24 protein-coding genes are annotated in these 25,654 nt (G+C 72.3%); 17 read left to right on the forward strand and 7 right to left on the reverse strand.

The features are described 5' to 3' along the window. Window positions 1–3: 3 nt before the first annotated feature. The 12 genes from MVG78_RS15975 to MVG78_RS16030 all read left to right on the forward strand — a co-directional run bounded on the left by MVG78_RS15975 (window position 4) and on the right by MVG78_RS16030 (window position 11,395). Entirely contained in the window at window positions 4–768 is a 765-nt protein-coding gene (locus MVG78_RS15975) for a capsid assembly protein (protein ID WP_247553111.1), read from the forward strand. Between the two features lie 406 nt (window positions 769–1,174). After that, complete coding sequence (locus MVG78_RS15980; RefSeq protein ID WP_247553113.1) at window positions 1,175–2,005, forward strand: phage capsid protein; 831 nt, start codon at window positions 1,175–1,177, stop codon at window positions 2,003–2,005. Window positions 2,006–2,387: 382 nt separating this feature from the next. Further along, window positions 2,388–2,957 carry a phage connector family protein gene (locus MVG78_RS15985; protein WP_247553115.1) on the forward strand — a complete coding sequence of 190 codons (570 nt, stop codon included), beginning with the start codon at window positions 2,388–2,390 and terminating at the stop codon, window positions 2,955–2,957. Window positions 2,958–2,960: 3 nt separating this feature from the next. After that, window positions 2,961–4,838, forward strand: coding sequence for a phage tail protein (locus MVG78_RS15990; protein ID WP_247553117.1), 1,878 nt, complete (start codon window positions 2,961–2,963; stop codon window positions 4,836–4,838). Beyond that, window positions 4,838–5,278, forward strand: coding sequence for a hypothetical protein (locus tag MVG78_RS15995; protein WP_247553119.1), 441 nt, complete (start codon window positions 4,838–4,840; stop codon window positions 5,276–5,278). The genes MVG78_RS15990 and MVG78_RS15995 overlap by 1 nt, the downstream gene beginning before the upstream one ends. Window positions 5,279–5,306: 28 nt before the next feature. Then, the gene (locus MVG78_RS16000) at window positions 5,307–7,664 is read left to right on the forward strand and encodes a glycosyl hydrolase family 28-related protein (RefSeq protein WP_247553122.1); all 2,358 of its coding nucleotides are present in this window, start codon (window positions 5,307–5,309) and stop codon (window positions 7,662–7,664) included. Continuing rightward, window positions 7,661–7,975, forward strand: coding sequence for a hypothetical protein (locus MVG78_RS16005; RefSeq protein WP_247553124.1), 315 nt, complete (start codon window positions 7,661–7,663; stop codon window positions 7,973–7,975). Before MVG78_RS16000 ends, MVG78_RS16005 begins: the two co-directional genes overlap by 4 nt. After that, window positions 7,938–9,413 (forward strand): phage terminase large subunit, encoded by a 1,476-nt coding sequence (gene terL, locus MVG78_RS16010; protein ID WP_247553135.1) that lies wholly within the window; start codon window positions 7,938–7,940, stop codon window positions 9,411–9,413. Before MVG78_RS16005 ends, terL begins: the two co-directional genes overlap by 38 nt. Window positions 9,414–9,625: 212 nt before the next feature. Further along, on the forward strand, window positions 9,626–10,078 hold the full coding sequence (locus tag MVG78_RS16015; RefSeq protein ID WP_247553137.1) for a hypothetical protein: 453 nt from the start codon (window positions 9,626–9,628) through the stop codon (window positions 10,076–10,078). A gap of 2 nt (window positions 10,079–10,080) precedes the next feature. Then, window positions 10,081–10,452, forward strand: a complete 372-nt coding sequence (locus MVG78_RS16020) for a hypothetical protein (protein ID WP_247560566.1) — start codon at window positions 10,081–10,083, stop codon at window positions 10,450–10,452. 63 nt (window positions 10,453–10,515) lie between these two features. Beyond that, on the forward strand, window positions 10,516–11,013 hold the full coding sequence (locus tag MVG78_RS16025; protein ID WP_247553148.1) for a cell wall hydrolase: 498 nt from the start codon (window positions 10,516–10,518) through the stop codon (window positions 11,011–11,013). A gap of 25 nt (window positions 11,014–11,038) precedes the next feature. Continuing rightward, on the forward strand, window positions 11,039–11,395 hold the full coding sequence (locus tag MVG78_RS16030; RefSeq protein WP_247553150.1) for a DUF952 domain-containing protein: 357 nt from the start codon (window positions 11,039–11,041) through the stop codon (window positions 11,393–11,395). A gap of 39 nt (window positions 11,396–11,434) precedes the next feature. On the opposite strand, the gene MVG78_RS16035 is transcribed toward MVG78_RS16030, so the two are convergent. The 5 genes from MVG78_RS16035 to MVG78_RS16055 form a co-directional block, all read right to left on the reverse strand. Then, complete coding sequence (locus MVG78_RS16035; RefSeq protein ID WP_247553162.1) at window positions 11,435–12,322, reverse strand: alpha/beta hydrolase; 888 nt, start codon at window positions 12,320–12,322, stop codon at window positions 11,435–11,437. 81 nt (window positions 12,323–12,403) lie between these two features. After that, window positions 12,404–12,742: a hypothetical protein gene (locus MVG78_RS16040; RefSeq protein ID WP_247553164.1), complete on the reverse strand. Its 339-nt coding sequence runs from the start codon at window positions 12,740–12,742 to the stop codon at window positions 12,404–12,406. A 67-nt stretch (window positions 12,743–12,809) separates the two neighbouring features. Beyond that, on the reverse strand, window positions 12,810–13,541 hold the full coding sequence (locus tag MVG78_RS16045; RefSeq protein ID WP_247553166.1) for a redoxin domain-containing protein: 732 nt from the start codon (window positions 13,539–13,541) through the stop codon (window positions 12,810–12,812). Continuing rightward, window positions 13,523–14,464 (reverse strand): protein-disulfide reductase DsbD family protein, encoded by a 942-nt coding sequence (locus MVG78_RS16050; protein WP_247553168.1) that lies wholly within the window; start codon window positions 14,462–14,464, stop codon window positions 13,523–13,525. Before MVG78_RS16050 ends, MVG78_RS16045 begins: the two co-directional genes overlap by 19 nt. Further along, on the reverse strand, window positions 14,416–15,597 hold the full coding sequence (locus MVG78_RS16055; protein WP_247553169.1) for a protein-disulfide reductase DsbD domain-containing protein: 1,182 nt from the start codon (window positions 15,595–15,597) through the stop codon (window positions 14,416–14,418). Before MVG78_RS16055 ends, MVG78_RS16050 begins: the two co-directional genes overlap by 49 nt. A 130-nt stretch (window positions 15,598–15,727) precedes the next feature. Here MVG78_RS16055 and hrpB point away from each other — a divergent pair, with 130 nt between their 5' ends. From hrpB to MVG78_RS16075, 4 genes are all read left to right on the forward strand, one after another. Then, window positions 15,728–18,190 carry an ATP-dependent helicase HrpB gene (gene hrpB, locus MVG78_RS16060; protein ID WP_247553172.1) on the forward strand — a complete coding sequence of 821 codons (2,463 nt, stop codon included), beginning with the start codon at window positions 15,728–15,730 and terminating at the stop codon, window positions 18,188–18,190. Then, complete coding sequence (locus tag MVG78_RS16065) at window positions 18,187–19,485, forward strand: MFS transporter (protein ID WP_247553174.1); 1,299 nt, start codon at window positions 18,187–18,189, stop codon at window positions 19,483–19,485. Before hrpB ends, MVG78_RS16065 begins: the two co-directional genes overlap by 4 nt. Window positions 19,486–19,563: 78 nt before the next feature. Continuing rightward, window positions 19,564–21,201 carry a Na+/H+ antiporter gene (locus MVG78_RS16070; protein ID WP_247553176.1) on the forward strand — a complete coding sequence of 546 codons (1,638 nt, stop codon included), beginning with the start codon at window positions 19,564–19,566 and terminating at the stop codon, window positions 21,199–21,201. 206 nt (window positions 21,202–21,407) lie between these two features. After that, entirely contained in the window at window positions 21,408–21,893 is a 486-nt protein-coding gene (locus MVG78_RS16075; protein WP_247553178.1) for a DUF2059 domain-containing protein, read from the forward strand. 15 nt (window positions 21,894–21,908) lie between these two features. Here MVG78_RS16075 and MVG78_RS16080 read toward each other — a convergent pair whose 3' ends face one another. Together MVG78_RS16080 and MVG78_RS16085 are read right to left on the reverse strand one after the other, a co-directional pair. After that, the gene (locus tag MVG78_RS16080; protein WP_247553180.1) at window positions 21,909–23,063 is read right to left on the reverse strand and encodes a helix-turn-helix transcriptional regulator; all 1,155 of its coding nucleotides are present in this window, start codon (window positions 23,061–23,063) and stop codon (window positions 21,909–21,911) included. Window positions 23,064–23,145: 82 nt separating this feature from the next. Next, window positions 23,146–24,156, reverse strand: coding sequence for an LLM class flavin-dependent oxidoreductase (locus MVG78_RS16085; RefSeq protein WP_247553182.1), 1,011 nt, complete (start codon window positions 24,154–24,156; stop codon window positions 23,146–23,148). Window positions 24,157–24,472: 316 nt separating this feature from the next. On the opposite strand from MVG78_RS16085, the gene MVG78_RS16090 reads away from it, so the two are divergent. Beyond that, window positions 24,473–25,543: a S1C family serine protease gene (locus tag MVG78_RS16090; RefSeq protein ID WP_247553183.1), complete on the forward strand. Its 1,071-nt coding sequence runs from the start codon at window positions 24,473–24,475 to the stop codon at window positions 25,541–25,543. Window positions 25,544–25,654 lie beyond the last annotated feature (111 nt).

Here is a 25,654-nt window from a genome sequence, read left to right on the forward strand (position 1 = left end):
CGCATGTCCGAGAGCCTGTTGGATGCGGCCCTGGCACCGGCCGGGAAGGCCGACACACCGGATGCGGCCACGGTTCCCGAAAGTGCCACGCGGCCGCCCGAGGTGCCCGAGAAGTTCTGGGATGCGGAGGCCGGCCGGGTCCGGCTGGACAGCCTGCTGAAATCCTATCGCGAGCTGGAGCGGAAGCTGTCGCAGCGCCTGGCGCGCCCGGGGGCCGAGGCGCCGGAGGACGAGCACCGGCGCTTCGCCCGGCTGCTGGGCGCACCGGAGGAGCCGGATGGCTACCGGATCGCCGAGCGGCACGCGCTGTGCTGCTCCGATCCGGAGGTGAACACGCGGCTGCACGCGGCGGGCTTCACGCAGGATCAGGCGCAGCTCGTCTATGACCTGGCGGCGGAGAAGCTGCTGCCGGTGATCGCGGAGGCCGCGGCGCAATACGAGGCGCAGCGCCAGCTCGACCGGCTGCGCGAGGAGTTCGGCGGCGAGGAGCGTTTCGCGCAACTGTCGCGCCAGATCTCCGCCTGGGGCCGCGCGAACCTGCCACCCGAGGTCTTCGCCGCCCTGTCCACCACCGCCGAGGGGGTGAAGGCGCTGCACGCCATGATGCGGAAGGGAGAGCCGGCCATGGCGCGTTCCGCCGAGGAGCCGTCGGGCATGGACGAGGCGGGGCTGCGCCGGATGATGCGCGATCCACGCTACTGGCGCTCCCGCGAGCCGGAGTTCGTGCGCCGCGTCACCGAGGGTTTCCGCCGCCTCACGGGCGGTTGATGCAGAGAAATGCTGACAAGAGGCCAACCGGCGTGATGGAGTCGCGTTAGCCGGTTGACCCACTGCGGCGAGGCCGATCCCGGTCCTTCCTCTACTTCCCCCTCGGGAAGGCCGGAAACCTCGCTGCGCCGGAACCATCCCTTCCCCCCAACGGGATGGCCCGGCACCACAGGGGCGGGTGACGCCACTATCCCCCTCGGCGCCGCCCGCCCCTGTCCTCTTTCCAGCGCTTCCTCTTTCCAGCCCTTTCCGGCAGGCCCAACCCGGCCCGCACCGTGCTCCGGCGATCTTCGCGGGCCCGGAGCGGCGGCGGGCGCCTGCCGTCTGTGCCGCAGGACCCGGCCCCCAGCAGGGGGGAACCGGGCTTTCGGCGTTTCCTTCCAACCTTCCCCAATGGAGAAGATGCGTGGGTCAGATCGACGCCGCTTTCGTGAAGCAGTTCGAGGCCGAGGTGCACGAGGCCTACCAGCGCCAGGGCAGCAAGCTGCGCCCGACCGTGCGCTCCAAGACAGGGGTGCGCGGCGCCTCCACGGTCTTCCCACGGGTCGGCAAGGGCACGGCCGCGGCCAAATCCCGTGCTGGTCAGGTGCCGCTGATGAACCTCGACCACGCCACGGTCGAATGCTTCCTGCAGGACTACTATGCCGGCGAGTGGATCGACCGGCTGGACGAGGTCAAGCTCTCCTTTGACGAGCAGACGGTGGTGGCGCATGCCGGCGCCTATGCGCTCGGCCGCAAGACCGACGAGCTGATCATCGCCGCCCTGGACACCGCGACGCAGACCGCCTCCGGCACCGGGACGGGCCTGACCGATGCGGATGGGCTGACCCGCGCCAAGGTGCTGCGGGCCTTCGAGATGCTGGGCGCGGCGGATGTCCCCGATGACGGCCAGCGCTATGCCGTGGTCGGCTGGAAGCAGTGGTCGCAACTGCTGCAGATCGAGGAGTTCGCCAACTCCAACTACATCGGCGATGCCGATCTGCCCTGGAAGGGGACCCAGGCGAAGAAGTGGCTGGGCGCGACCTGGCTGCCGCATTCCGGGCTGACGCTGGATGGGGCGGTGCGCAACTGCTTCTTCTATCACCGCACCTCGGTCGGCCATGCGGTGGCGCAGGAGGTCACCACCGACATCACCTGGCACGGCGACCGCGCGGCGCATTTCGTCAACAACATGATGAGCCAGGGCGCCGTGCTGATCGACCCGACCGGCGTGGTGCGGATGCGCGCGGCGGAGTGAGGGCCGCAGCCCCGGCCGGCCGCCCCGCCGGGGGATGCCTTTCCGGCACGGTCCTTCGCGAAGGGGACCGTCCGGGCGGGCATGGCCGGTCCGGGATGCGGCACGGGGCGGGCTGGCGGCCATCGCCGGGCCTGGCAAGGCTGTCTTCCCAGGCCCCTTTCCACGGCGGGGCCGCCCCGCATCGGCACCGGGAGTGGCGGTTCGCGCCCTTCCGGGCCGATGGTCCGCGAGGACCCGGAGACCAGCCTGGGGTTGCGCCGCGATTCCTCACGGATCGGCGATTCGTGATGAAATGGAAACGGGAATGTTCCGCCGATCAAGCCCCGGAGGGGCTCCGTCCGGCCCATCCCACCCTATCCTCTCCTTCTCAGGAATTCCTTCGATGGCGCTTTCCGCCCTCGTTCTCTGCTCGCGCGCCCTGCTCCGCATCGGAGCGCAGCCGATCGCCTCTTTCGAGGAAGGGACGGCCGAAGCGGAAGTCGCCGCCAGCCTCTATCCGGCGGCGCGCGACGCGCTGCTCGCGGCCCATCCCTGGTCCTTCGCCACCGGGCAGATGGTGCTGCCCCGGTTGCTGGACGTGCCGGTCGCGGACATGGCGTATGCCTTCCAACTGCCTCCGCGCTGCCTGCGCGTGCTCTCCGCCGGCAGCGGCCGGCGCGGGCGCGGGCTGGAATACCGGCTGATGGAGCGCCGCCTGCACGCCGACGCGCCCAGCGTGACGCTGACCTATATCTTCCGGCCGGAGGAGGCGAGTTTCCCGCCGCATTTCGCCCAGGCGCTGGTGTCGCGCCTCGCGGCGGAATTCTGTATCCCGCTGACGGAAAGCGCCTCCCGGGCCGAGCTGCTGCAGCGCCTCGCCGGCAATGACTTCCGCGATGCCCGCCTGGCCGACAGCCAGCAGGCGACGGCGCGGACAATCGAGGATTTCCCCCTGATCAGCGTGCGGGGCTGAGCCATGCCGGACAGCCGACGCGCCAAGACCTCCTTCACCGCGGGCGAACTGGCGCCCGAGATGCTGGGGCGCGGCGACACGCGGGCCTTCGACAACGGGGCCCGCATGATCCGCAACCTGATCCTGCAACCGACCGGCGGGGTGACCCGCCGGCCCGGACTGCGCCACGTGGCCATGCTGCCCGGCCCGGCGCGGCTGGTGGGATTCGAGTTCAACACGGAGCAGACCTATCTCCTGGTCTTCCTGGACGGGCGGATGCTGGTCTTCCTGGGAGACGAGCAGGTGGCGGCGGCGAGCGGCCCCTGGAACGAGGCCATGCTGCCGCAGCTCGCCTGGACGCAGAGCGCGGACACGCTGCTCCTGCTGCATCCGGAGATGCCGGTGCAGCGCATCACCCGCAGCAGCCACGCGGAATGGAGCGTGGCGGAGTTCAACTTCACCTGGATGCCCTATCACCGCTTCGCCACCGCGGACGTGACCTTGCAGGCGAGCGCGCTGGAGGGGCGGGTGACGGTCGCCGCCAGCACGGACCTCTTCGTGGCGGCGCATCTGGGCAAGCAGCTCCGCATCGCGGGCGGGCGGCTGCGCATCCGCTCAGTGACGGATGCGCGGCATGTGGTGGCGGATGTCGAGGACCGGCTCACCACCACCGATGCCACGGCGGACTGGGATGAGTCCGCCTTCGGCGCGCATGGCTGGCCGGTCTCGGCCTGCTTCCACCAGGACCGGCTGGTGCTGGGCGGGTCGCGCGACCTGCCCAACCGCCTGTGGATGTCGCAGTCGGGCGATCTCGGCAATTTCGACCTGGGCACCGGGCTGGACGACGAGGCGATCGAGTTCGGCCTGCTGTCCGATCAGGTGAACGCGATCCGCGCGGTCTTCTCCGGGCGGCACCTGCAGCTTTTCACCTCGGGCGGCGAATGGATGGTGACGGGCTCGCCGCTCACCCCGGCCTCGATCCAGATCCTGCGGCAGACGCGGGTGGGCTCCATCACCGGGCGGATAATCCCGCCGATCGACGTGGATGGCAGCACGCTCTTCGCCGGGCGCTCCGGCACCGCGATCTACGAGTTCGCCTATACCACGGTGGAGGACGCCTATCAGGCCGGGGACCTGGCGCTGACCGCGCATCATCTGGTCCGGGACCCGGTGGACACGGCCTATGACCAGCGGCGGCGCCTGTTCCATGTGGTGATGGGCGACGGCAGCCTGGCGACGCTGACGCTGTACCGCGCCGAGGAGATCACCGCCTGGACCCGGCAGGAGACCGACGGCGCCTTCCGCGCCGTCGCCGAGCTGGAGGGCGCGGTCTGGTTCGCGGTGGAGCGCGGCGGCACGCTTCGGCTGGAGCGCTTCGACGACGCGCTCTTCACGGATGCGGCGCTGACCGGCACGGGAAACGGGGCGAGATCCGTCTGGACCGGGCTGGAGCATCTGGAGGGCCGCACCGTCAGCGTGGTCGCCTCCGGCGCGCCGGCCGGGCTCTTCGCCGTGCGGCGCGGCACCGTCACCCTGGCGGAAGCGGCGGGCAGCGTGGAGATGGGCCTGCCCTTCACGCATCTGCTGGTGCCGATGCCGGTGGAGGCGCTGAACGCCCCCGGCATCGCCGGCGCGCCGCAGCGCCTCGTGAGCGTCACCTTCCGCCTGCTGGAAAGCAAGGCACTGGCGGTGGATCTCGGGCGCGGCACGCGGCCAGTGCCGCTTCGGCGGCTGGACACGGCGCTGCTGGACGCACCGCCGCCCGCCTTCACCGGCGATGTCACGCTGCGCGCCCTGGGCTGGCGCAAGGACGCGCTGAAGCCGCTCTGGCGCATCGAATCCGACGAGCCGCTGCCCTTCACGCTGCTGTCCGTCACGACCAACACGAGGACCACCGACTGATGTCGCAGCTCGCACCCGTGGCGGGGCTGGTGGGAACCGGCCTCTCGATCTACTCCAACGTGCATCGGGCCCAGGCGCAGAGTGCCCAGGTCGCGGCGCAGAACCAGCAGATCCAACAGCAGGCGGCCGCGCAGTCGCAGCTCGCCGCCGCGCAGCAGCAGCAGAGCACGCGGGCGCGGCAGGACCAGCTCGCTGGCACGCTCGCCTCGATCCGTGCCCGCAGCGCCGCCTCCGGCCTCGATCCGAATGACGGCTCGGCTGCGGCGGTGGCCGCCGGGCTGCGACAGGACGCGGCGCAGGACATCGCGGAGGACGACGCGGTCCGCAACGCGCGCCTCGCCGCCGGACGGCGCAGCCTGCTGAACAATGACGGCTCGCTGACGACCTGGCTACGCGCGGGCTCCAGCTTCGCCAGCGCGGCGAAGAGCCTGCTCGACTGATCCCGAGCCCCCCTTCCAGGAGAGCATCATGGCCGAGCATATCCGCATCGGCGACGTCGCGCCGCGCGTGCACTATGTGGCCGCCGCCGGCCAGACCGTCTTCGTCTATCCCTTCCCGATCTTCGACATCTCCGACCTGGAGGTGCGGATCGCCGGGCTGCTGGTTCCGTCCGGCTATGCGGTGGACGGGGCGGATGGCAGTTCCGGCGGCACCGTCACCTTCGCCACGCCGCCCGGCGAGGGCGCGCAGGTGCTGCTGCGCCGGCGCCTGTCCATCGCGCGGGTGACGGATTTCCAGCCGAACGGGCTGCTGCGCGCCTATACGCTGGATGACGAGCTGGACCGCCAGACGGCGGCCTTGCAGGAGGTCTCGCAGGATGTCGCCAACGCCATCCGCCTCGACCCCGGCGAGGCCGCGGCGCGGCTGCAACTGCCGCTGAAGACCGCCCGCGCCAACCGCGTGCTGGGTTTCGACGCGGTGGGCGACCTCGCGATCTTCTCGCGGGAGGATGCGACGCTCTCCGCCCCCTTCCCCGGCGGCATCCCGCGCTCGGTGGAGGACAAGCTCGCGGAACGGCTCTCCGCCCGGGATTTCGGCGCGACCGGCGACGGCGTGACCGATGACGGCGCGGCCTTGCAGGCGGCGATGAACGCGGCGGCCATGGGTGGCAAGCAACTGGTGATCGGCGAGGGCAGCTTCCGCACCACCATCCCGCTCGTCCTGCCGGGCGGCTCGCCGGGCCTGACCATGCGGGGCGCCATCCTCTATGACGGTCCCGCCGGACAGGCGGCGCTCACCCTCGGCGACGGCGCCGGGGCGCGCAACCGCAGCAAGGTCTATCGCGGACTGCGCGTGCTGCGTGCCAGCCTCTCGGACTGGGGCAACGAGGGCGATATCGGCCTGCTGCTGCGCAACCTCGATGCCTCGCTGGTGGAGATCCAGCAGGTCGAAGGCTTCACCATCGGCGCGCGCACCCTGGGCGACGCCACCGGCTTCGAGGACAGCACGCTGCATCTCGGCCGCTTCGTGAACAACCGGATCGGCCTCGACATCCACACCGGCAGCGCGGCCGGATGGAACAACAGCATCCGCTACCTGGGCGGGCATTTCGCCAATGCCACCGGCACCCGCACCACCCTGGACCGCTACGGCATCCGCTTCTCCTGCGAAGCGGGCGCTTATAACCGCCACAACGCGCATCTCTTCATCGGCCCGGCCTTCGAGCTGCAGCGCCAGGGCACGCCCGGCACGGTGAGCGCCATCCCCTTCCTGCTCCAGGCGGGCGACGAGCGTGGCATCCTGGCGCGCGGCGTGCGGATGGAGGCGTGCAGCCCCTTCGTCGCGCGCCATGCGGGCGGGGCGAACGACTGCGTCTACGAGGTCTGCTACACGGGCACCTACGGCTTCACCGGCGCCGCGGTGGACTATACGGGCACGGCGACCCGGGCGGGCGGCACGGTGATCCCGCTGCACCAGGCCGCCGCGGCGCACAACACGCCGCGCCTGGTCGCGGCGGCGGAGAATGTGCGGCAGCGGGCGTTCCGCCAGACGGTGGACACGGAGGGCGGCATCGGCTTCGAGCAGATGGCGGTGCTGTCGGGCAATCCCTCCGGCCCGCCCACCACGCTCACCGGCTTCGCCTTCGCCGGGCTCGGCAGCTTCACGCTGAACGCCGACAGCGTCGGCCTGCCGACCAGCCGCGCCCTGGCCTTCGTGGTGGATTGCAGCGACTGCAAGGAGTTCTTCATCGCCGCCGAGGGCACGGCGCTGCGCCCGGTGGTGATGCAGTTCGACGGCAGCGAGAACGTGCTGCTGGACACGGCCCCCGTGCTGTTCTCCAACATGAACGCTGTCTGGTCCGGCAGCACGGGCAGCACCTCCCGCTTCTGGGAGGGCAACGTCAATCTCGACAGCCCCGTGTCCGGCCTTCTGCTGAACCGGTTGCAGCGCGTGACGCTGAATGCGGCGGCGAAATACGCCGCCATCGGCGTGCGCGGTGGCGACGAGACGGCGGTGCTGAAGGCGCTGCGCCTCTACTGCTCGCCGCTCTACGCGCCGACGCTGATCTATGGCGGCAGCCGCAAATGGGGCACGCGGGAATACACGGTGACGGATACGGGCTGGAACCCGGGCACGGTGGAGGCCGGCAAGATCGCGCAGCGCGAGGTGACGCTGAACGGAGCGCGCCAGGGCGATTTCGTCCAGGCGAGCTATCGCCGCTCCACCGGCTATACCAATGGCGGCATCCTCTACCAGGCCGAGATCGGCGGCTCGGCCAGCACCAATCAGGTGGTGGTGACGGCGCGGAACGTCACCGGCGGCAGCATCGCCGCGGATGTGGCCAACGGCACGCTCTATGTCCGCGCCGTCAAGCCGCGCGTATGAGCGGCGACGGAATCCTCCCGCCGGAGGAGCTTCGCGCGGCGATCCGCCGCGTGGTCGCGGATTACGGCGCCTTCGTGGCGCGCGAGCCGATGCCGGGCGCGCATGAGGACCCGAAGGGCTTCGCCGCGCATCATGCCGCGGCGAAATCCGCCCTCGCCCATCTGGAGCAACTGCTGAAGCTGGCCCGCGCCAGCCTCACCGCGGCGCCGGCGGGGGATGACGTCCAGGCCCTGCTCACCCAGGCCCGCGCCGAGATCGCGGCGGAAGGAGAGGATGACGACGGCCACGACACGGGCGACGAGGACGCCTGAACCACCCGGACCGGACTTCCTGGAATTCGTCTGGGTCTGGAACGCCCGGCTCGGCCAGGCCACGCCGGGCGTCCACCGCCGCATCGCGCGCTGGTTCGACGCGCGGCGCGCGGCGGCCGACCGGCGCCTGCTGCTGATGGCCTTCCGCGGCTGCGGCAAGTCCACGCTGGTCGGGCTCTGGTGCGCCTGGATCCTCCTGCGCGACCCGCAGGCGCGCATCCTGGTCCTGGCGGCGGATGCGGCGCTGGCCACGCGCATGGTGGCGAATGTCCGCCGCGTCCTGACGCGGCATCCGCTCTGCGCGCATCTGCTGCCGGACGGTCCGGGGGAATGGGCCGCCGACCGCTTCACCGTGAAGCGCGAGGGTGCGCTGCGCGACCCCTCGATGCTGGCGGCGGGCATCCTGGGCAACATCACCGGCTCCCGCGCCGACGTGATCGTCTGCGACGATGTCGAGGTCGCCGGCAACTGCGACACGCCCGCCCGCCGCGCCGAGCTGCGCGAGCGGCTGGCCGAGACGGAGTTCGTGCTGACCCCCGGCGGCACGATCCTCTATGTCGGCACGCCGCATTGCGCGGAAACGCTCTACCTCCCGCCGGAGGATGAGCGTGCCTTCCTGCGCGGCTACCGCCGGCTGCGCCTGCCACTGCTCGATGCCGCGGGGCGTTCCGCCTGGCCGGAACGCTTCGGGCGCGAATCCGTGGCGGCGCTGCGCGACCGCGTCGGGCCGCTGCACTTCGCGCGCCAGATGATGCTGGAGGCCACCGAGGACGCCGCGGTGCGGCTCGATCCCGCCCAGCTCGTCCGCTATGGCGAGGAGACCGTCTATGCCGAGAGCGGCGGGCGCCCCGTGCTGTCGCTGCTCGGCCGCCGCCTCGTTTCCGGCGGCGGGTACTGGGACCCCGCCTATGGCCGCCCCGGCAGCGGCGATGCCAGCGTGCTCGCGGCGCTCTATGCCGATGCGGAGGGCAACCACTACCTGCACCGCCTCGCCTATCTGACGCACGAGCCCGACGCGCAGCCGGACCCTGCCACGCAGCAATGCGCCCGCGTCGCCGCCCTGGCGCGGGACCTGCTGCTGCCCGTGGTGCGGGTGGAGACCAACGGCATCGGCCGCTTCCTGCCCGCCCTGCTGCGGCGGGAAATGGCCCGCGCCGGCGCCGCCTGCACAGTGGTGGAGCAATCGAACTCCCGCCCCAAGCGGGAGCGCATCCTGGGCGCGCTGGACCCGGCCCTGGCCGCCCGGCGGCTGCATGCGCATGACAGTGTCTTCCGCACCGGCTTCCCGGCGGAGATGGCGGGCTGGCGGCCGGATCTGGCGGACCAGCGCGACGATGCGCTGGATGCCGTGGCCGGCTGCCTGCTGGCGGAGCCGGTGCGGATGCCGGGCCAGCCCGCCGTGTCCCGTGGGCGCGGATGGCACGGGAAGCCCGCTTGACGATAGGAATAATTTCTCCATAACCTCGGCACATCAACGCCACCCCCGCGTCCCGGGGCACGGCGCCCGGCCCCGCCGGCACCCGCCAGCGCGCACCCTTCTTCCCCCCGTCATCCTGAAAGGACCCCCCATGGCCCCGACCATGGAAGACTGCGGCATGCCCGCCGCGCAGCCATACCGCTGCCTTCCCCTCCAGCGCCGGCAGCATCGCCATGGCGGCTGAACCCCTGTTCCGCCATCTCGGGCGCCTGCTGCGGCGCGAACCCTGGTGGGCCGAGTTCTGGGCCGGCGCCGGCTGCCTGGTCTGGACGCTCTGGACCTTCCTCGCGGCGGTGGAGCCCGGCGCCCGTTCCAGCCTCCGCCTGGGCGTCTCCGTGGGCGTCTCCGTGGGCGCCTCCCTGGGTGCCTCCCTGGCGCCCCCTCTGGCCGACGAGCGGTTCTGGCAGGCCAGCGGCGCGGTGCTGGGGCTGATCCAGGTGGCCTCGCTCCTGGCCGACCACCGCCGCGCCCGCCGGGCGGCCAGCTTCCTCGGAAGCTGGTGGTGGACCACCCTGTTCCTGGCCCTGCTCCTCGCCGATCCGGGCGCTCCCTCCCTGGCCCTCTATGCCGTGATGGCGGCGATCAACCTCGTCTCCCTGGTTCGCCTGCGGCCGGAGCTGCCCTGAGCATGTCCGACCAGTCGAGCCCCTGGTGGGTCGTGCTGGCCTCCGGCGCCATCTCCGCCATCGGCCTCTGGCTGAACGCGCGCGGCGCCTGGATGACCACGCGCCTGTCCAGCGAGGAGCGCCAGGCGCAGGAACGCGCCCAGGTCATGGCCTCGCTCGATGCACGGCAGAGCGCCTGGATCGCGCGCCAGGAACAGGAACTGGAGAAGATGCGCCTGCGCCTGGAGGCATTGCAGGCGGATCGCGACCGGGCCCGGGAACTCGCCCGCGCCTGGCACGCCCAGGCCCATGCCCTGCGCCAGCAGCTCGATGCCGCCCTGCCCGGCCCCGCCCCGCGGCCTTCCCTGCCCGGTCTTGAGGAAATCGAAACCTGATGCGGGTGGAATTCACCCGTTTCGTTCCCGGACCCGTCCCGTAACCCTCCCGGAAAATCCGCGATGACCTCCCCCGACAGCGCTTCCGCCGACAGCCGCGCGCATGATGCCGCGATCCTCGCCCTGACCCTCTATGCCGAGGCGGGCGACCGCCCGCTCCGCGCCATCGAGGCGCTGGCCGCGCTGGTGATGAACCGCCACCGTTCCGGCCAGGGCCATTGGGGCCAGGGCATCAGCGGGATCTGCCGCGCCCCCTTCCAGTTCCCGTGCTGGAACACCCGCCATCCGAACCATGCTCGGTTGCGCACCGCCGCTCCGGGCGGGGAGGCTGCGCATTCGGCGCAGATGGAACTCTGCCGCCGCGTCGCGCTGCGCGCCCTGTCGGGCGCCCTGCCCGACCCGACCGGTGGCGCCACGCATATGCATGCGGATGACAGCCAGCCCTCCTGGTCGATCGGCCGCACGCCGGTCGCGGAGATCGGCGGGCTGCTCTTCTACCGCCCCGAGCCCGCCACCGCGCGGCAGCGGGCGGGCCGTCCCGCCCTGGCCCTCGCGGTCTGAACCGGCGGTGCTACAAGCCTCCGCCATGGAACAGACCATCTACACCCTCGTCCGTGGCGAGGACTGGCGCGCCGCCGAGGCGGCGGGCGCCTATCACGGTTCCGCCGACGACCGGCGCGACGGCTTCCTGCATTTCTCCACCGCGGCGCAGTTGCGGCAGAGCGCCGCGAAGCACCGGGCCGGGGAGGCCGATCTCTGGATGGTCGCGGTCTCCGTCCCGGCGCTGGGCGATGCGCTGCGCTGGGAAGCGGCGGCGGGGAGTTCCCGGCCCGGCCTCTTCCCGCATCTCTACGGCCCGCTGCCCCTTTCGGCGGTGCGTTCCGCGGGGCATGTCCCGCTCGGCCCGGATGGGCGGCACGTCTTTCCCGGCGAAATCCCCTGATATCCCCGGGACCGTCCTTGCCCGCTCCCTGGCCCCGCCTCAGGGCGCCGGGATCACCGGCCGGGAGGCGTAGGAGAAGACGTAGCGCATCGCATCGCCGATCGTGCTTTCCCAGACCGGCCAGACATGCGCGCCATCGACGATGCGGAGCTGCGCCGGCTGCCCCGCACGGCGCAGCCGGTCATAAAGCCGCGTCGCCTCGCCCTCGATGAAGAAGTCGTCGTCATCGCCGGAATTGATGTACATCGGCACGGCGATCTTCTTCGCCAGGAAACCGTCCCAGAGCGTTGGCCAGTTCAGCGACTGCCACACCGCCGGATCGTACTGCTCGGCCCCGAAGACACCGACGCGCCGGGCCGAGGAGTTCTCCGGCGGCTCCGGATCGTAGATCGCGGGCGAAAGCAGGGCCGCCGCCGCGAACATCTCCGGATGCAGCATGACGAAGCGCAGCGTGCCATAGCCGCCCATCGACAGCCCGCCGATCAGCCGCCCTTCGCGCGTTCCGAGCACGCGGAAGCTCTTCTCCGCATCCGGGATCAGGTCCTGGAAGAAGGCGCTCTCCATCTTCTCCTTGCGGTCCACATACCAGGTGGTCCCGGCATCGGGCAGGATGATGACGGCGGGCGGGATCTCGCCGGCGCGGATCAGCCGGTCGGCCGTCGCCTGCAGGTTCCCCTTCACCGGCCATTCGTTCAGCGAGCCGCCATTGCCGTGCAGCAGATAGAGCACGGGATAGCGCAGCGTGCCGCCGTCATAGCCATCCGGCAGATAGACGTTGTAGCGCCAGGAACGGCCGAGTTGCTCGGACCGGAATTCCCGCGTCACGATGCTCCCCGCCCAGGCCGGCGGCGCCAGCAGCAACAGCATCGCGAACAGCAGAAAGGCGCGCAGCCCGCGCCCGGGCGGTTTCCGGCGATGATCCGGCATGATTGTTTCCTCCACCGGAGTCCCTTCTCCGGCGCGCGCAGGGAACCATGCGCCCCCAACCCTGTGAAGCAGCGCGCCGCTTCATCGCCGCTGCGGCCAGCCCTCCGTTTCCGGCAGGGTGATCTGCGGAAAGACCTGCATCGCGGCGGCGGGCGGCGCCGTCTCCGCCGGCACTTCGGTGCAGGAGGGGCGCAGCACGCCGCAATCCCAGCGATACCCGTCCGGCCGCCCAGCGATGCTGCCGCCACGCTCGAAGCGGCACAGGCATTGCCGGCCCCCCAGGCAGGCCGCCACGCCGTCGCGCGGTGCGTTGCAGACCGGCATCGGCGGCGCATGGGCGGGAAAGGCATCGCCCGGCACGGCCTGCGCGAGCACGGAAAGGCCCGGCAACAGGGCCAGAATCGCGAGCAGCGGAGCCATCGGCGGGATCGGGCGCATCGCGGCAGGATGCGCCCGGTCCTCCTTCCGGAAGGTTAAGCGGCCGCCCTCAGATCGGCGCGTACTTCACCGCGCAGCCATAGGGCGGCGTGGAAGCACGTTCCACTGGCCGGCCCGCCAGCACCGCCCGCAGCGCGTCGCGGAAGAAGGGCTGCGCGCGCCCGATATCCTCCTGCCGGGTGGAGCGAATGGAATCGATGCCGCCCATATAGAGCAGCACCCCGTCTGCGCCGATCAGGAACATCTGCGGCGTCGTGGTGGCGCCATAGGCACGCGCCACCTGGCTGCGATGGTCCAGCAGCACCGCCGTCGGCGCCGCATCGCGGTTGACGGTCAGGATCTTCGCCTGCCGCCCGGTGACATGCCCCTGCTCCCCTTCCGGAGAGGAGGCGACCGAGAACCACACCACCCCCTGCTGCGTGGCCTCCCGTTGCAGCGCCTGCATGTTGCCGCTGCCGTAATGCTTCCTGACATAGGGGCATTCGTGGTTGGTCCATTCCAGCACCACGAGCCTGCCGCGCTGCTCCGCCAGCCCGCGCATCGCGCCATCCTGGTCCGGCAGGCTGAAACCGGGCGCCGGGGCCCCGATCACCGGCGCGGCCAGCGCCCATCGCGGCAGGCAGGTTGAAACAACGGCGGTGGTGCCGGCCAGGACCTTCCGGCGCGTCGGCGGCTTGCTCACGTGGTACCCCTTCCCCCCTCTTCCCTGTCCGGCCGCGCCATGCAGCGTGTCGTCCAGGGCCTTCAGCACGATCCCTTCGGTCAGGATCTGCGGCAGCACGGCAGGTTCCCCCCTCCCGCCGGATACAGCAGATACAGCGGCACTCCGTCCCGCCCATGGGCCCGCAGCAGGGCGGTGATGGCCGGGTCGCCCCGTGTCCAATCGCCCTCCAGCACCGTGACGCCACGGCGGGTGAAGGCATCCTGCACGGAAGGCTGATCAAGCGCCACACGCTCGTTCACCTTGCAGGTGATGCACCAGGCCGCCGTGAGGTTGACGAAGACCGGCCGCCCTTCCGCCCGCAGCGTGGCCAGCCGCGCCTCGGACCAGGCCTCGCCGCCAGCCTCGGCCGTCCGTGGCGGCGGTGCCGTGTCCAGCCGCGTCAGCCCGGCCAGCCCCGCCAGGATCGCCAGCGCCGCCAGCCCGCGGCTGGCCCGTTGCAGCAGCCCTTCCGGCGAGCGCTGCGCCTGCCCCCAGGCCCAGGCGGCCAGCCCCACCAGCACCGCGCCGCCCAGCACCAGCAGCACCCCGTCCGGCCCGCTCTGCTGCGCCAGCACCCAGGCCAGCCAGGCCGCCGCGCCATACATCGGGAAGGCCAGGAACTGCCGCAGCCGCTCCATCCAGGGCCCCGGGCGCGGCAGGCGCCCCGCCAGACCGGGGAACAGTGCCAGCAGCGCATAGGGCAGCGCCATGCCGATCCCCAGCGCGGCGAAGACCGCCAGAGCGGCCGGGGCCGGCAGCAGCAGCGCTGCCCCCAGCGCCGCCGCCATGAAGGGCGCGGTGCAGGGCGTGGCCACCAGCACGGCGAGGACGCCGGTGAGGAAGCTCCCCGAATGCCCGCCCCGTGCCGCCAGCCCGCCTCCGGCCGAGACCGGCCCGGCGAAGGCGAAGACGCCGGACAGGTTCAGCCCGACCAGCAGCATCAGCCAGGCCATCACCACGACGAAGGCGGGCTGCGTGAACTGGAAGCCCCAGCCTGCCACACCCCCGCCGCCCGCAGCGCCAGCAGCCCGCCGCCGAGCACCAGGAAGGACAGCACCACCCCAGCGCAATAGCTCGCGGCATGGGCCCGCACCCGGCGCCGCGCCTCGCCGGACAGGCGGGCCAGCCCGATCGCCTTCATCGCCAGGATGGGAAAGACGCAGGGCATCAGGTTCAGCAGCAGCCCGCCCAGCGCCGCCCAGAAGGCCGCCTGCAACAGGCCGATGCCCGGGGCCGCGGGTTGCGGCATCGCTGTGCCCGCCGTCACCCCGCCACCGGCCCCCACCACCGGCACCGGACCGATCGCCGCCGACACCGTATAGGCGGCGCGCGTCCCCGCCGCGTCGGTGATGGCGATGACGCCGTCCAGCCGTTCCTTCGGCACGTCGCCCTGGCCGCGCGACAGGCCCAGCACCAGCCCCCTGTCGCGCAGGCTGAGCGGCTGCGGCGCCGCATTGTCCACCGCGCCCCATTCCGCCGGAAAGAAGAAGGCCCGCTTCACCGCCCCGGGCCCCAGTTCGGCCCCGTCCAGCGCGATGGCCCCGTGCGGCCCGTCGAAACCCGCCCGCGCCACCCAGGGCGAGGGCCTGGGCAGCGCCGCCTCGGCCTCTGCGAAGGCCGCCGTCAACGCGGCATCCGGCCGGGGCTTCGCCTCCACCGGCAGGTCCAGGCGGAAGCTTCCTTCCTCCGGGATGCAGACCTTCTCGCAGACCAGCCAGTTGCCGCTGCCCTGCACGGTGAAGACCTGCCCCGGCGCCAGATCGCCCGGCACCGTCACGCTCAGCGGAAAATCGGCTTGCCCCTCATAGCCGAAATTCACCAGCGGCCCGACGGGGATGCGCTCCGGCGCCGGGAACTGCAGCGGCCCCGCCGAAGCGCCCGCGGGAAGGTCCAGCGCCAGTTCCGGCGGCTGCCCCGCATCGCCCGGATTGGTCCAGTAGGTGTGCCAGCCCGACGCCAGCCTCTGCCGCAGCATCAGCCGGAAGCTCTGCCCCGGCGCCACTGCCGCCATCTCGCTGGCCAGCACCACGGTCGCGCGCGGCGAGGAGACGGGGTCGGACTCGGTGGCCTGCGCGCCATTCCAGGTGCCCCCGGGCACAGCCAGGAGCAGCCCCGCGAACAGGGCCGCCCTCACCGGACCATTGGCCAGAATTCCCGGAACGCCAACCACCTGTCTCATTTGCCTCACTAAACGCGACAACATGAACGCCTTGCAATCCTCGGCATGTGACAAAGCGCGACGCTTGCGCCTATCTGACGCCAGCATGCTCCCCGAACTTCCCGTCACGGAAGCCCTGCCCCGTCTGGCAGCGGCCCTGCGCGATGCCTCGAACGCGGTCCTGGTGGCCCCGCCCGGTGCCGGCAAGACCACCCTGGTCCCTCTCGCCCTGCTGGACGAGCCCTGGCTGGGCGATGGCCGCATCCTGGTCCTGGAACCCCGCCGCCTGGCCGCCCGGGCCGCCGCGCGCCGCATGTCCGACCTGCGGGGCGAGGCGCTGGGCCGGACCGTGGGCCTCACCACCCGCCTCGACCGCGCCGTCTCCGACGCCACCCGCATCGAGGTGGTGACCGAGGGCCTGCTCGTCCGCCGCCTGCAATCCGATCCCGGGCTGGAGGGAGTCGCCGCCGTGCTGTTCGACGAGGCGCATGAGCGCCACCTCGACACCGATCTCGGCCTCGCCCTCTGCCTGGACCTGCAGCGCGCCCTGCGCCCCGAACTGCGCCTCGTCGCCATGTCGGCCACGCTGGATGCCGCCGGCTTCGCCACGCTGCTCGGCGAGGAGGGCCGCCCCGCCCCGGTGATCGAGAGCGCCGGGCGGATGTTCCCGGTGGAGATCCGCCACCGCCCGCGCGACCTCGCCTCGCCGCGCGACCTGCCGGAAGCCATGGCCGGCGCGATCCGCGAGGCGCTGCGCGAGCATCCGGGCGACGTCCTGGCCTTCCTGCCCGGCTGGGGCGAGATCGCCCGCACCGCCGAGCGCCTGGGAGGAGTCGAAGCCGATGTCATCGCCCTGCATGGCGAGCTTCCACCCGCCGAGCAGGACCGCGCCCTCTCCCCCTCCGCGCGGCGCAAGGTGGTGCTCTCCACCTCCATCGCCGAGACCTCGCTGACCGTCCCCGGCGTCCGCATCGTGGTGGATGGCGGCTTCCGCCGCGTGCCACGGCTGGACCCCGCCTCTGGCCTGTCCAAGCTCGCCACCGTCCGCATCGGCCGCGCCACGGCGGAACAGCGTGCCGGCCGGGCCGGCCGCACCGGGCCGGGCGTCGCCATCCGCCTCTGGAGCGAGGCGCTGCACCGCGGCCTGCCCCTGGCCGACCGCCCCGAGATCCTGGAGGCCGAGCTGTCCGGCCTCGCCCTGGACTGCGCCGCCTGGGGCGCCGAGCCGCGCGACCTCGCCTTCCCCGACCCGCCGCCCGAGGGCACGCTGGCCGCCGCCCGCGCCCTGCTGCGCGACCTCGACGCCCTGGACGCGGAGAACCGCATCACCCCGACCGGCCGGCGCATGGCCCGGCTCGGCACCCATCCGCGCCTGGCCCGGATGATGGAGGCCGCGGCCTCTCCCGGGGAACGGGCACTGGCCGCCGACCTCGCCGCGCTGCTGGAGGAACGCGACCCGATCCGCGCCCCCTCCCGCGACCGGGACGCGCCTTCCGATATCGAGCTGCGCCTCGACCTGCTGCGGGGCGGCGACCATCCCGGCGCCGACCGCGCCACCCTGTCGCGCATCCGCCGCGCCGCCGGGCTGCACCGCCGCCGCCTGCGCGTCCCCAACGGCATGGTGGCGGAAGGCGATCCCGGCGCCCTGCTCGCCGCCGGCTTCCCCGACCGCATCGCGGCGAAGCGCGGCACGATGGATGGCGCCTTCCGCCTCGCCTCCGGCCAGGGCGCCCGCCTCGGCGCCACCGACCCGCTGGGCAAGCAGCCGCTGCTCGCCGTGGCCGACCTCGCCCTCCAGGGCACCGAGGCGCGCATCCGCATGGCGGCGCCCCTCAGCCGCGCCGTGCTGGAGGAACGCTTCCCCGAACGCTTCGTCCGGGAGGAAGGCGCCAGCTTCGACGCCCGCGCCGGCGCCGTCCTGCCACGCCGCCGCCTGCGCTTCGGCCCCCTGGTGCTGGAGGAGACCACCCTCCCCGTCGCCGACCCCGCCGCCGTGGCGGAGGCCCTGGCGGAGGCCGTGGCCGGGCGCGGCTTCCGTGACCTGCCCTGGACCGATGCCTCCCGCCGCCTGCGCGCCCGCCTCGCCTGGGCGCACCGCGTGGAGCCCGAGTCCTGGCCCGACGTCTCCGACGAGGCGCTCGCCGCCCGCGCGAAGGAATGGCTCGCCCCGCATCTGCACGGGCTGACGAAGCTCACCGAGCTGCGCGACCTGAACGCCCATGAGATCCTGTCCGGCCTGCTCGACTGGCCGCAGCGCAGGCGCCTGGACGCGGAGCTTCCCGACCGGCTGGACCTGCCGAACAACCGCTCCGCCGCCATCGACTACGACCGCGACCCGCCGACCCTGGAAGCCCGCGCCCAGCATCTTTTCGGCCTCGCCAGCCTGCCGCCGCTGATGGGCGGGCGCGTGCCCTTGCAGGTGGCCCTGCTGTCCCCCGCCGGGCGCCCCGTGGCGCTGACCGCCGACCTCGCCGGCTTCTGGCGCGGCGCCTGGGCCGATGTCCGCAAGGACATGCGCGGCCGCTATCCCAGACACGCCTGGCCCGAGGACCCGACCGCCCCCGCATGACCGACACATCATCCCAGCCCGCCGCCGCCGACGGCCCCCTGAACACGGCGACACCGGCCGAGGCGGCGCAGGCCGGGCCCGTGCATTCCCCGCTGCTGCGCAACCGCTCCTTCCTGCTGTTCTGGGTGGTGCGGGTCTCCTCCTCCCTGGCCTTCCAGATCATCGCCGTCTCGGTCGGCTGGCAGGTCTATTCGCTGACGGACAGCACCTTCGCCCTCGGCATGGTCGGCCTCGCCCAGTTCGTGCCGCAGATGATCCTGACCCTCCCGGCCGGGCACATCGCCGACCAGTACGACCGCCGCCACATCATGCGCGCCTGCCAGATCGTCGAGGCCCTGGCCGCCGTCGCCCTGGCCGCCACCGCGCTGGCCGGCCATACCCCGCCCTGGCTGATCTTCCTCGCCGTGGCGGCGGTGGGCGGCGCGCGGGCCTTCGAGAACCCCTCCACCTCCTCCCTGCTGCCGGGCCTCGTCCCCACCTCGCAGCTCCAGCAGGCGATCTCGCTCACCAGCTCCGCCGGGCAGACGGCGATGATCCTCGGCCCGGCCCTGGGCGGCATCCTCTATGCCCTGGGCGCCGGCCTCGCCTATTCGGTGATCACCGCCCTCTTCCTGCTCGCCGCCCTGGCCACCACACTGATCCGCCTGGACCACGCCCCGCCGCGGCGGGAGCCCCTGACGCTCACCAGCGCCTTCGCCGGCATCGGCTTCATCCGCACCCGCCCGATCCTGCTGGGCGTCATCACGCTCGACCTCTTCGCCGTGCTGCTCGGCGGCGCCGTGGCGCTGCTGCCCGTCTATGCCAAGGAGATCCTGCACACCGGGCCCTGGGGCCTCGGCCTGCTGCGATCCTCCCCCGCCATCGGCGCGCTCACCATGTCGCTGCTGCTGGCGCGTTTCCCGCTGCGGCACCGCGCCGGGCTGAAGATGTTCCTGGCGGTCGGCATCTTCGGCGCCGCCACGGTGGTCTTCGGCCTGTCCACCTGGCTGCCGCTCTCGGTCGCGGCGCTCGTCGTGCTCGGGGCCGCGGATGTGGTGAGCGTGGTGATCCGCTCCGCGCTGGTGCAGTTCGCCACGCCCGATCACATGCGCGGCCGCGTCAACGCCATGAACATGCTGTTCATCGGTGCCTCCAATCAGCTCGGCGAATTCGAATCCGGCGTCACCGCCGCGCTGCTCGGCACAGTGCCCGCCGTCGTGCTGGGCGGCCTCGGCAGCATCGTGATCGTGCTGCTCTGGATGCGCCTCTTCCCGGCGCTGCGCCGCGTGAACAACCTGGAGGCACTTTCGCGATAGGCAGGGCGGCGCCCGCCCCGACACGGGCATGGGCGCCGCCAGCGGAACCGGAGACGGAAACAGGCTCGGGAAGATTCCATGGAAATCATCACCATCGTCCTCGTCATGCTGCTCGCCGTGGTGGTGAGCAACTACGTCGCCCGCCTCTCCCCGCTTCCCCTGCCCCTTCCGCTGCTACAGATCGCCCTCGGCGCCTTGCTGGCCTACGGCATGCATTTCGAGGTGGAGCTGGAGCCGGAGATCTTCTTCCTCGTCTTCCTGCCGCCCCTGCTCTTCCTCGACGGCTGGCGCATCCCCAAGCGCGGCTTCTTCCGCGATGGCTGGACCATCCTCGCCCTGGCGCTCGGCCTCGTCGTCTTCACCGTGCTCGGCATGGGCCTCTTCATCCATTGGCTGATCCCGGCCATGCCGCTGGCCGTCGCCTTCGCCCTCGCCGCCGTGCTCTCGCCCACCGATCCGATCGCCGTATCCTCGGTCGCCGCGCGTGTGCCCATCCCGCACCGGCTGATGCATATCCTCGAGGGCGAATCCCTGCTGAACGACGCCTCCGGCCTGGTCTGCCTGCGCTTCGCCGTCGCGGCGGCGCTCACCGGCAGCTTCTCTCTCGCCGAGGCCTCCGTCACCTTCCTGCAACTCGCCCTCGGCGGCGTCGCCGTCGGCGTGGCCGTGACGGTGGCCATCAGCTTCGCGCACAAGCGCCTGCTGCGCCGCGCCGGGGAGGACCCGGGCATCCAGACGCTGATCAGCCTGCTGATCCCCTTCGGCGCCTATCTCGCCGCCGAGCATGTGCACGCCTCCGGCATCCTGGCCGCCGTCGCCGCCGGCATCGCCATGAACTACGTGGAAAATCTCGGCATCGCCCTGGCGGTCACGCGCATGCGCCGCGCCGCGGTCTGGGACACGGTGCAGCTCGCCGCCAACGGCGCCATCTTCATCCTGCTGGGCGAGCAGCTCCCCCGCATCCTGGCGAGTGCCGCCGAGACGGTGAACCAGGCCGAGCATCACGACCAGAGCTGGCTCATCCTCTACGTCATCGCCATCACCCTCGGCCTCGCCGTGCTGCGCTTCGCCTGGGTCTGGGTCTCGCTCCAGTTCGTCCTGCTGCGGGCGGCGCGGAAGGGCGAGCACCCGCAGCGGCCGAGCTGGCATCTCATCGCCGTCACCGCCCTGGCCGGGGTGAAGGGCGCGATCACCCTGGCCGGCGTGCTCACCTTGCCGCTGGTGACGCTGGAGGGCGCACCCTTCCCGGCGCGCGACCTCGCCATCTTCCTCGCCATGGGCGTGATCCTGCTGTCCCTGGTCGTGGCCAGCCTCGCCCTGCCACCCCTGCTGCGCAGGCTCCGCTTGCCGCCGCAACCCACGGAGGAGCACGAGGAGGACGAGGCCCGTGCCGCCGCCGCCAGCGCCGCCATCCGCGCCATCGAGCGCGTGCAGCACGAACTGGCCGAGGGCCGCGACGACGCCGACCTCTTCGCCGAGGCCGCCTCCCACGCGATGGAGCCCTATCGCCGCTCCAGCGACACCCATGCGCAGGCGCCGGAGGAGCAGGAGCGCGCCCGGAAACGCGTGGCCGTCGAGCACCACCTGCGCCTCGCCGGGCTGCGGGCCGAGCGCGACGAGCTCTACCGCCTGCGCCGCGCCCGGCGCATCGAGGACGAGACGCTCCGCCATCTGGTGCGGGAGATCGACCTTACCGAAGCGCGATACGCATCCTGAGCGAAGCGGGTGGTCCTGCCTGCGCGGAGGACCCACAACCATTCCGTACGGGGAGCGCCAGGCCGGACCCGCGGCCCGCCGGCCCCGGCCCTGCGAAAGACGAGGGACCCGTGATGCGCCTCCCGCCCCTTCTCCCGCGCGCCGGCCTGCTCACCGCCGGCCTGAGTATTGCCCGTGTGGTTATTGCCAGTGTGGGCATTGCCAGCTTGGCGGGTGTCCCGGCATCCCTGGCCCAGCCCGCCCCCGCCGCCACCCCGGCCCCAGCCCCCGATCCGGAGGCCCTGGACGCGGCACAGGACCTCATCCGGGCCACGGGCATGGCGGCGCTGATGGACCAGATGATCACCGCCATGCGCGGTTCCATCATCGAGGGCATGCAGCGCCAGTCGCCCAGGACCCCCGCCGGTGAGATCCGGAAGGTGATGGACGAGGTCCTGCTGCCGGAATTCCGCGCCCGCCTGCCGGAGCTGACCGGTGCCTTCGCCGCGATCTACGCGCAGAACTTCAGCGCCGCCGAACTGCGGGAGCTGGTGGCCTTCTACGGCACGCCCCTGGGCCAGAAGTCGCTGCGGCTGATGCCGCAGATCATGCAGCAGGGCGTGGCGCTGGGGCAGAGCTGGGGCCGGAAGGTCGCTGAGGAAGCCATCGCCAAGCACCGGCAGGAGCTGCGCCGCCGCGGCCTCGACCTGTAGGGGCCGGGCGGGGGCCTATCGCCGCTGTGGCTTCGTCCACGGCGCCAGGCGGCTGAGCAGGGCCACCAGCTCCGCCTGCCGCCCGGTGCCGGTCTTCTCGAAGATCGCGCGCAACTGCGTCCGCAGCGTTTCCCGCGACAGGCCCGTGGCCGCGGCCGCCTGCGGCAGGCTGTGACCCTGCATCAGCAGCCTCGCCAGCCGCGACTGGGCCGGGGTCAGGCCGAAAAGCTCCTGCAACAGCCTGGGTTCCGGCGGGAGCGGCAGCCGCACCTCGTTCAGGACCATCAGCGCCAGCGCACCGCTGAAGAACTCCTGCGCCCCACGGCGAAGGGGGAGGAGCCGCAGGATCACGGCCGGCTCCTCCGCCCGGGCCGCGCTGGCGAAGGACAGGATTGGCGGCACCCGCCCCGCCGAGATCGCGTCCAGCGCCACCAGCACCTGCCGCTCCAGCTCCTGATCCGGCAGGGCCAGCCGATCCCCGGCCCCCGGCACCGCCCCCTTCCGGCCCAGCAGGGCCTGGTTCGCGGCCAGGACGCGGCCGCCACGGCCCAGGACGGCCGCCGGCAGGTCGATCTCCTCCAGCAGGTCGATCTGCCGGTTCAGCAGGCCACGGCCCAGTCGCGCGACCAGGGCCGCGGCACGCGCCAGATGGGGCCGCAGCCGGTCGAGCGCGCGGAGCTGGGCGTCCTCCAGCGGGCCGCGGGAGAACTGCCGCTCGATGCTGAACAGCAGCCCCTCCTCATCCGGCAGACGGATCACGGAATAGGCGCCCCAGCCCAGGTTCTTCGGCCGCAGGAACTCCTGGTAATGCGGGTCCGCCGAAAGCTCGCCACGCGTGTAGAGTTCGGCATATTGCAGGAAGCGCGGCTCGTCCCGCCGCCGCAGGCGCTCCGGCAGGTCCGAACGCCGGTCCCAGCCCTGGGCGAACCAGTCCTCCGTCACCGGCTTCAGGCTGGGCGAGGTGATGAATCCGACGCCCTGGCGGATCGTGACCATCCCCGCGCCCCCATCGCCGACCTGCATCATCCGTCCCAGCTCGTCGAACACACCCTCCCAGAGGTCGGGGCGCAGCGCCGCCTCGTAGAGGCGGTCGGTCAGGGCATCGAGATCCTCGTCCGTCAGGCTCAGGTCGCTCCCCCGTCCGCCCCCCGGCAGTGACCGACGGGGCATTCGCGCATGTTTGCAGGATAGACCGGGCGATCAAGCCACCCACCCCATCCCGCCCACGGTCCCTATCCCCGGCTTTCCGCCTTCATGCCCTGTCACGCCGGGCAGCGAGGCCCTCGCCCAGTTCCGCCACGAGGCGGAAGGAGCGCAGCCGGGCCTCGTGGTCGAAGATCTGCCCGGTCAGCACCAGCTCGTCCGCCCCGGTCCGCTCCAGGAAAGCCTCCAGCCCGGCCCGCACCTGCTCCGGCGTGCCCACCGCGGAACAGGACAACGCCCGCTCCGTGCCGGCCCGCTCGGCGGCGTTCCAGTGCCGGTCCATGTCGTCCACCGGCGGCGGCAACTGCCCTGGCGTGCCGCGGCGCAGGTTCAGGAACTGCTGCTGCAACGAGGTGAAGAGCCGGCGCGCCCCGGCCTCCGTCTCATCCGCGAAGACATTGATCGCGGCAGCCACATAGGGCCGGTCGAGCTGCTCCGAGGGACGGAACTGCTCCCGGTAGATCCGCAGCGCCTCGTCCAGCGCATCCGGTGCGAAATGGGAGGCGAAGGCATAGGGCAGGCCCAGCGCCGCCGCGAGCTGCGCACCATAGAGCGAGGAACCGAGAATCCAGAGCGGCACCTCCTGCCCCGCCCCCGGCACGGCCTGGAGCGGCTGCCCCGGCCGCGCGGGGCGGAAATAGGCCTGCAGCTCCACCACATCGCGCGGGAAGCCGTCCGGGTCGCTGTCCAGGTTGCGGCGCAGGGCACGGGCGGCCCGCATGTCGCTGCCCGGTGCCCGGCCCAGCCCCAGGTCGATACGTCCGGGAAAGAGCGCCGCCAGCGTGCCGAACTGCTCCGCGATCACCAGCGGGGCATGGTTGGGCAGCATGATGCCCGCCGCGCCGACCCGGATGCGGGAGGTCGCGGCCGCCACCTGGCCGATCACCACCGCCGTGGCGGCACTGGCGATGCCGGGCATGTTGTGGTGCTCGGCCAGCCAGAAGCGCCGGTAGCCCCAGGACTCGGCATGGCGGGCCAGGTCGATGCTGTTGCGCAGCGCCGTGCCGGCATCCGCGCCCTGCGGAATGGGCGAGAGGTCGAGAAGGGTGAAGGGGACCATGCGTCCTTCCATCCGGTGGCCCGGGCGGAATTGCCGGGGCCGTCCGGCTACAGATAGGGTGCCGGGGCCTGTTCGTCCCGCCCTGCCCGCGGGGCTGCCCCGCGCCCTTCGGCTTCACGCCCCGGAGCCATGCCGCTGACCGGGGCTTTTCCCCGCCACCGGCGGGCCCAGTTGGAAGGGCCTGACCGGAAGGCCGCGCCACCGGATGGTTTTTTCGCCACATCCCCCGCACACCGCCACCGGAGCGCCGCCGCGACCGGCGCAAACCCCGGCTTCGGCCCTTTTGGCGCCGCGCGGGATGGAGGATGATCCGCCCATGATCCAGCACAGCAGCCGACGCAGCGCCCTGCTTGCCTTCACCGGCCTCGCCATGGCGGGTTGCACCGCCCGCCCCTTCCCCGCCGAGGCGCAGCGGGTGGCGGTGATCGATTTCGCCGACCTGGCCGAGAAGGTCCTGCCCGCCGTGGTGAACATCGCCGTCACCGGGGAGCAGCAGGTCCAGATCCCCCCCGACATGCGCGGCACCCCCTATGAGCGCTTCTTCCGGGAGCGCCGGGGCCGCCAGCAGGTGCAGGGCGCCGGCTCGGGCTTCATTATCGATCCTTCCGGCCTCGTCGTGACCAACAACCATGTGGTCGGCAATGCCAACCGTGTCGTGGTGGCGCTCCAGGACGGGACCGAGATGCCGGCCCGGGTGGTGGGCACCGACGACCTCACCGACCTCGCCCTGCTTCGGATCGAGAGCAAGGAGACGCTGAAATCCGTCCCCTGGGGCTCCTCCAGCAAGCTGCGCGTGGGGCAATGGGTGCTGGCCGCCGGCAATCCCTTCGGCCTGGGCGGCACCGTCACCTCCGGCATCGTCTCCGCCCGCGGGCGCGAGATCGGCGCCGGCCCCTTCGACGACTTCATCCAGACCGACGCCGCCATCAACCCCGGCAATTCCGGCGGCCCGCTCTTCAACCTCGATGGCGAGGTGATCGGCATCAACACCGCGATCTTCTCGCCCTCCGGCGGCTCGGCCGGGATCGGCTTCGCCACGCCCTCCGACCTCGCCCGGCCGGTGATCGAGCAGCTCCGCCGCGACGGGCGGGTGGAGCGCGGCTGGCTCGGCGTGGCGGTGCAGGATGCCGCGCCGGAAGGCGGGCGTGGCCGGCGCGGCGTGCTGGTGCAGGGGGTGGAGCGCAACAGCCCCGCCGCCCGCGCCGGCCTGCGCCAGGGGGATCTGGTGATCGCGCTGGACGGCGAAAGGGTCGATACCTCGCGCGTGCTGATCCGCTCGGTGGCCGGGGTGGCGCCGGGGCAGACCGTGCGGCTGACCCTGATCCGCGACGGGCGGCAGCAGGAGGTCCCCGTCCAGGTCGGGCGGCGGCCCAGCGGCGCCGGCTGAGGCCGGCCTCCGCGCCTGGGAGCGCCCCTCGGGAGCGGCTTGCGGGGCCATGCCCCGCAAGCATGGCGCCGGAGCGTGGCACCACCCGCGAATGATTATCAGCGCCAGGCG

The organism is Roseomonas gilardii subsp. gilardii, assembly GCF_023078375.1.
Lineage (GTDB): Bacteria > Pseudomonadota > Alphaproteobacteria > Acetobacterales > Acetobacteraceae > Roseomonas > Roseomonas gilardii.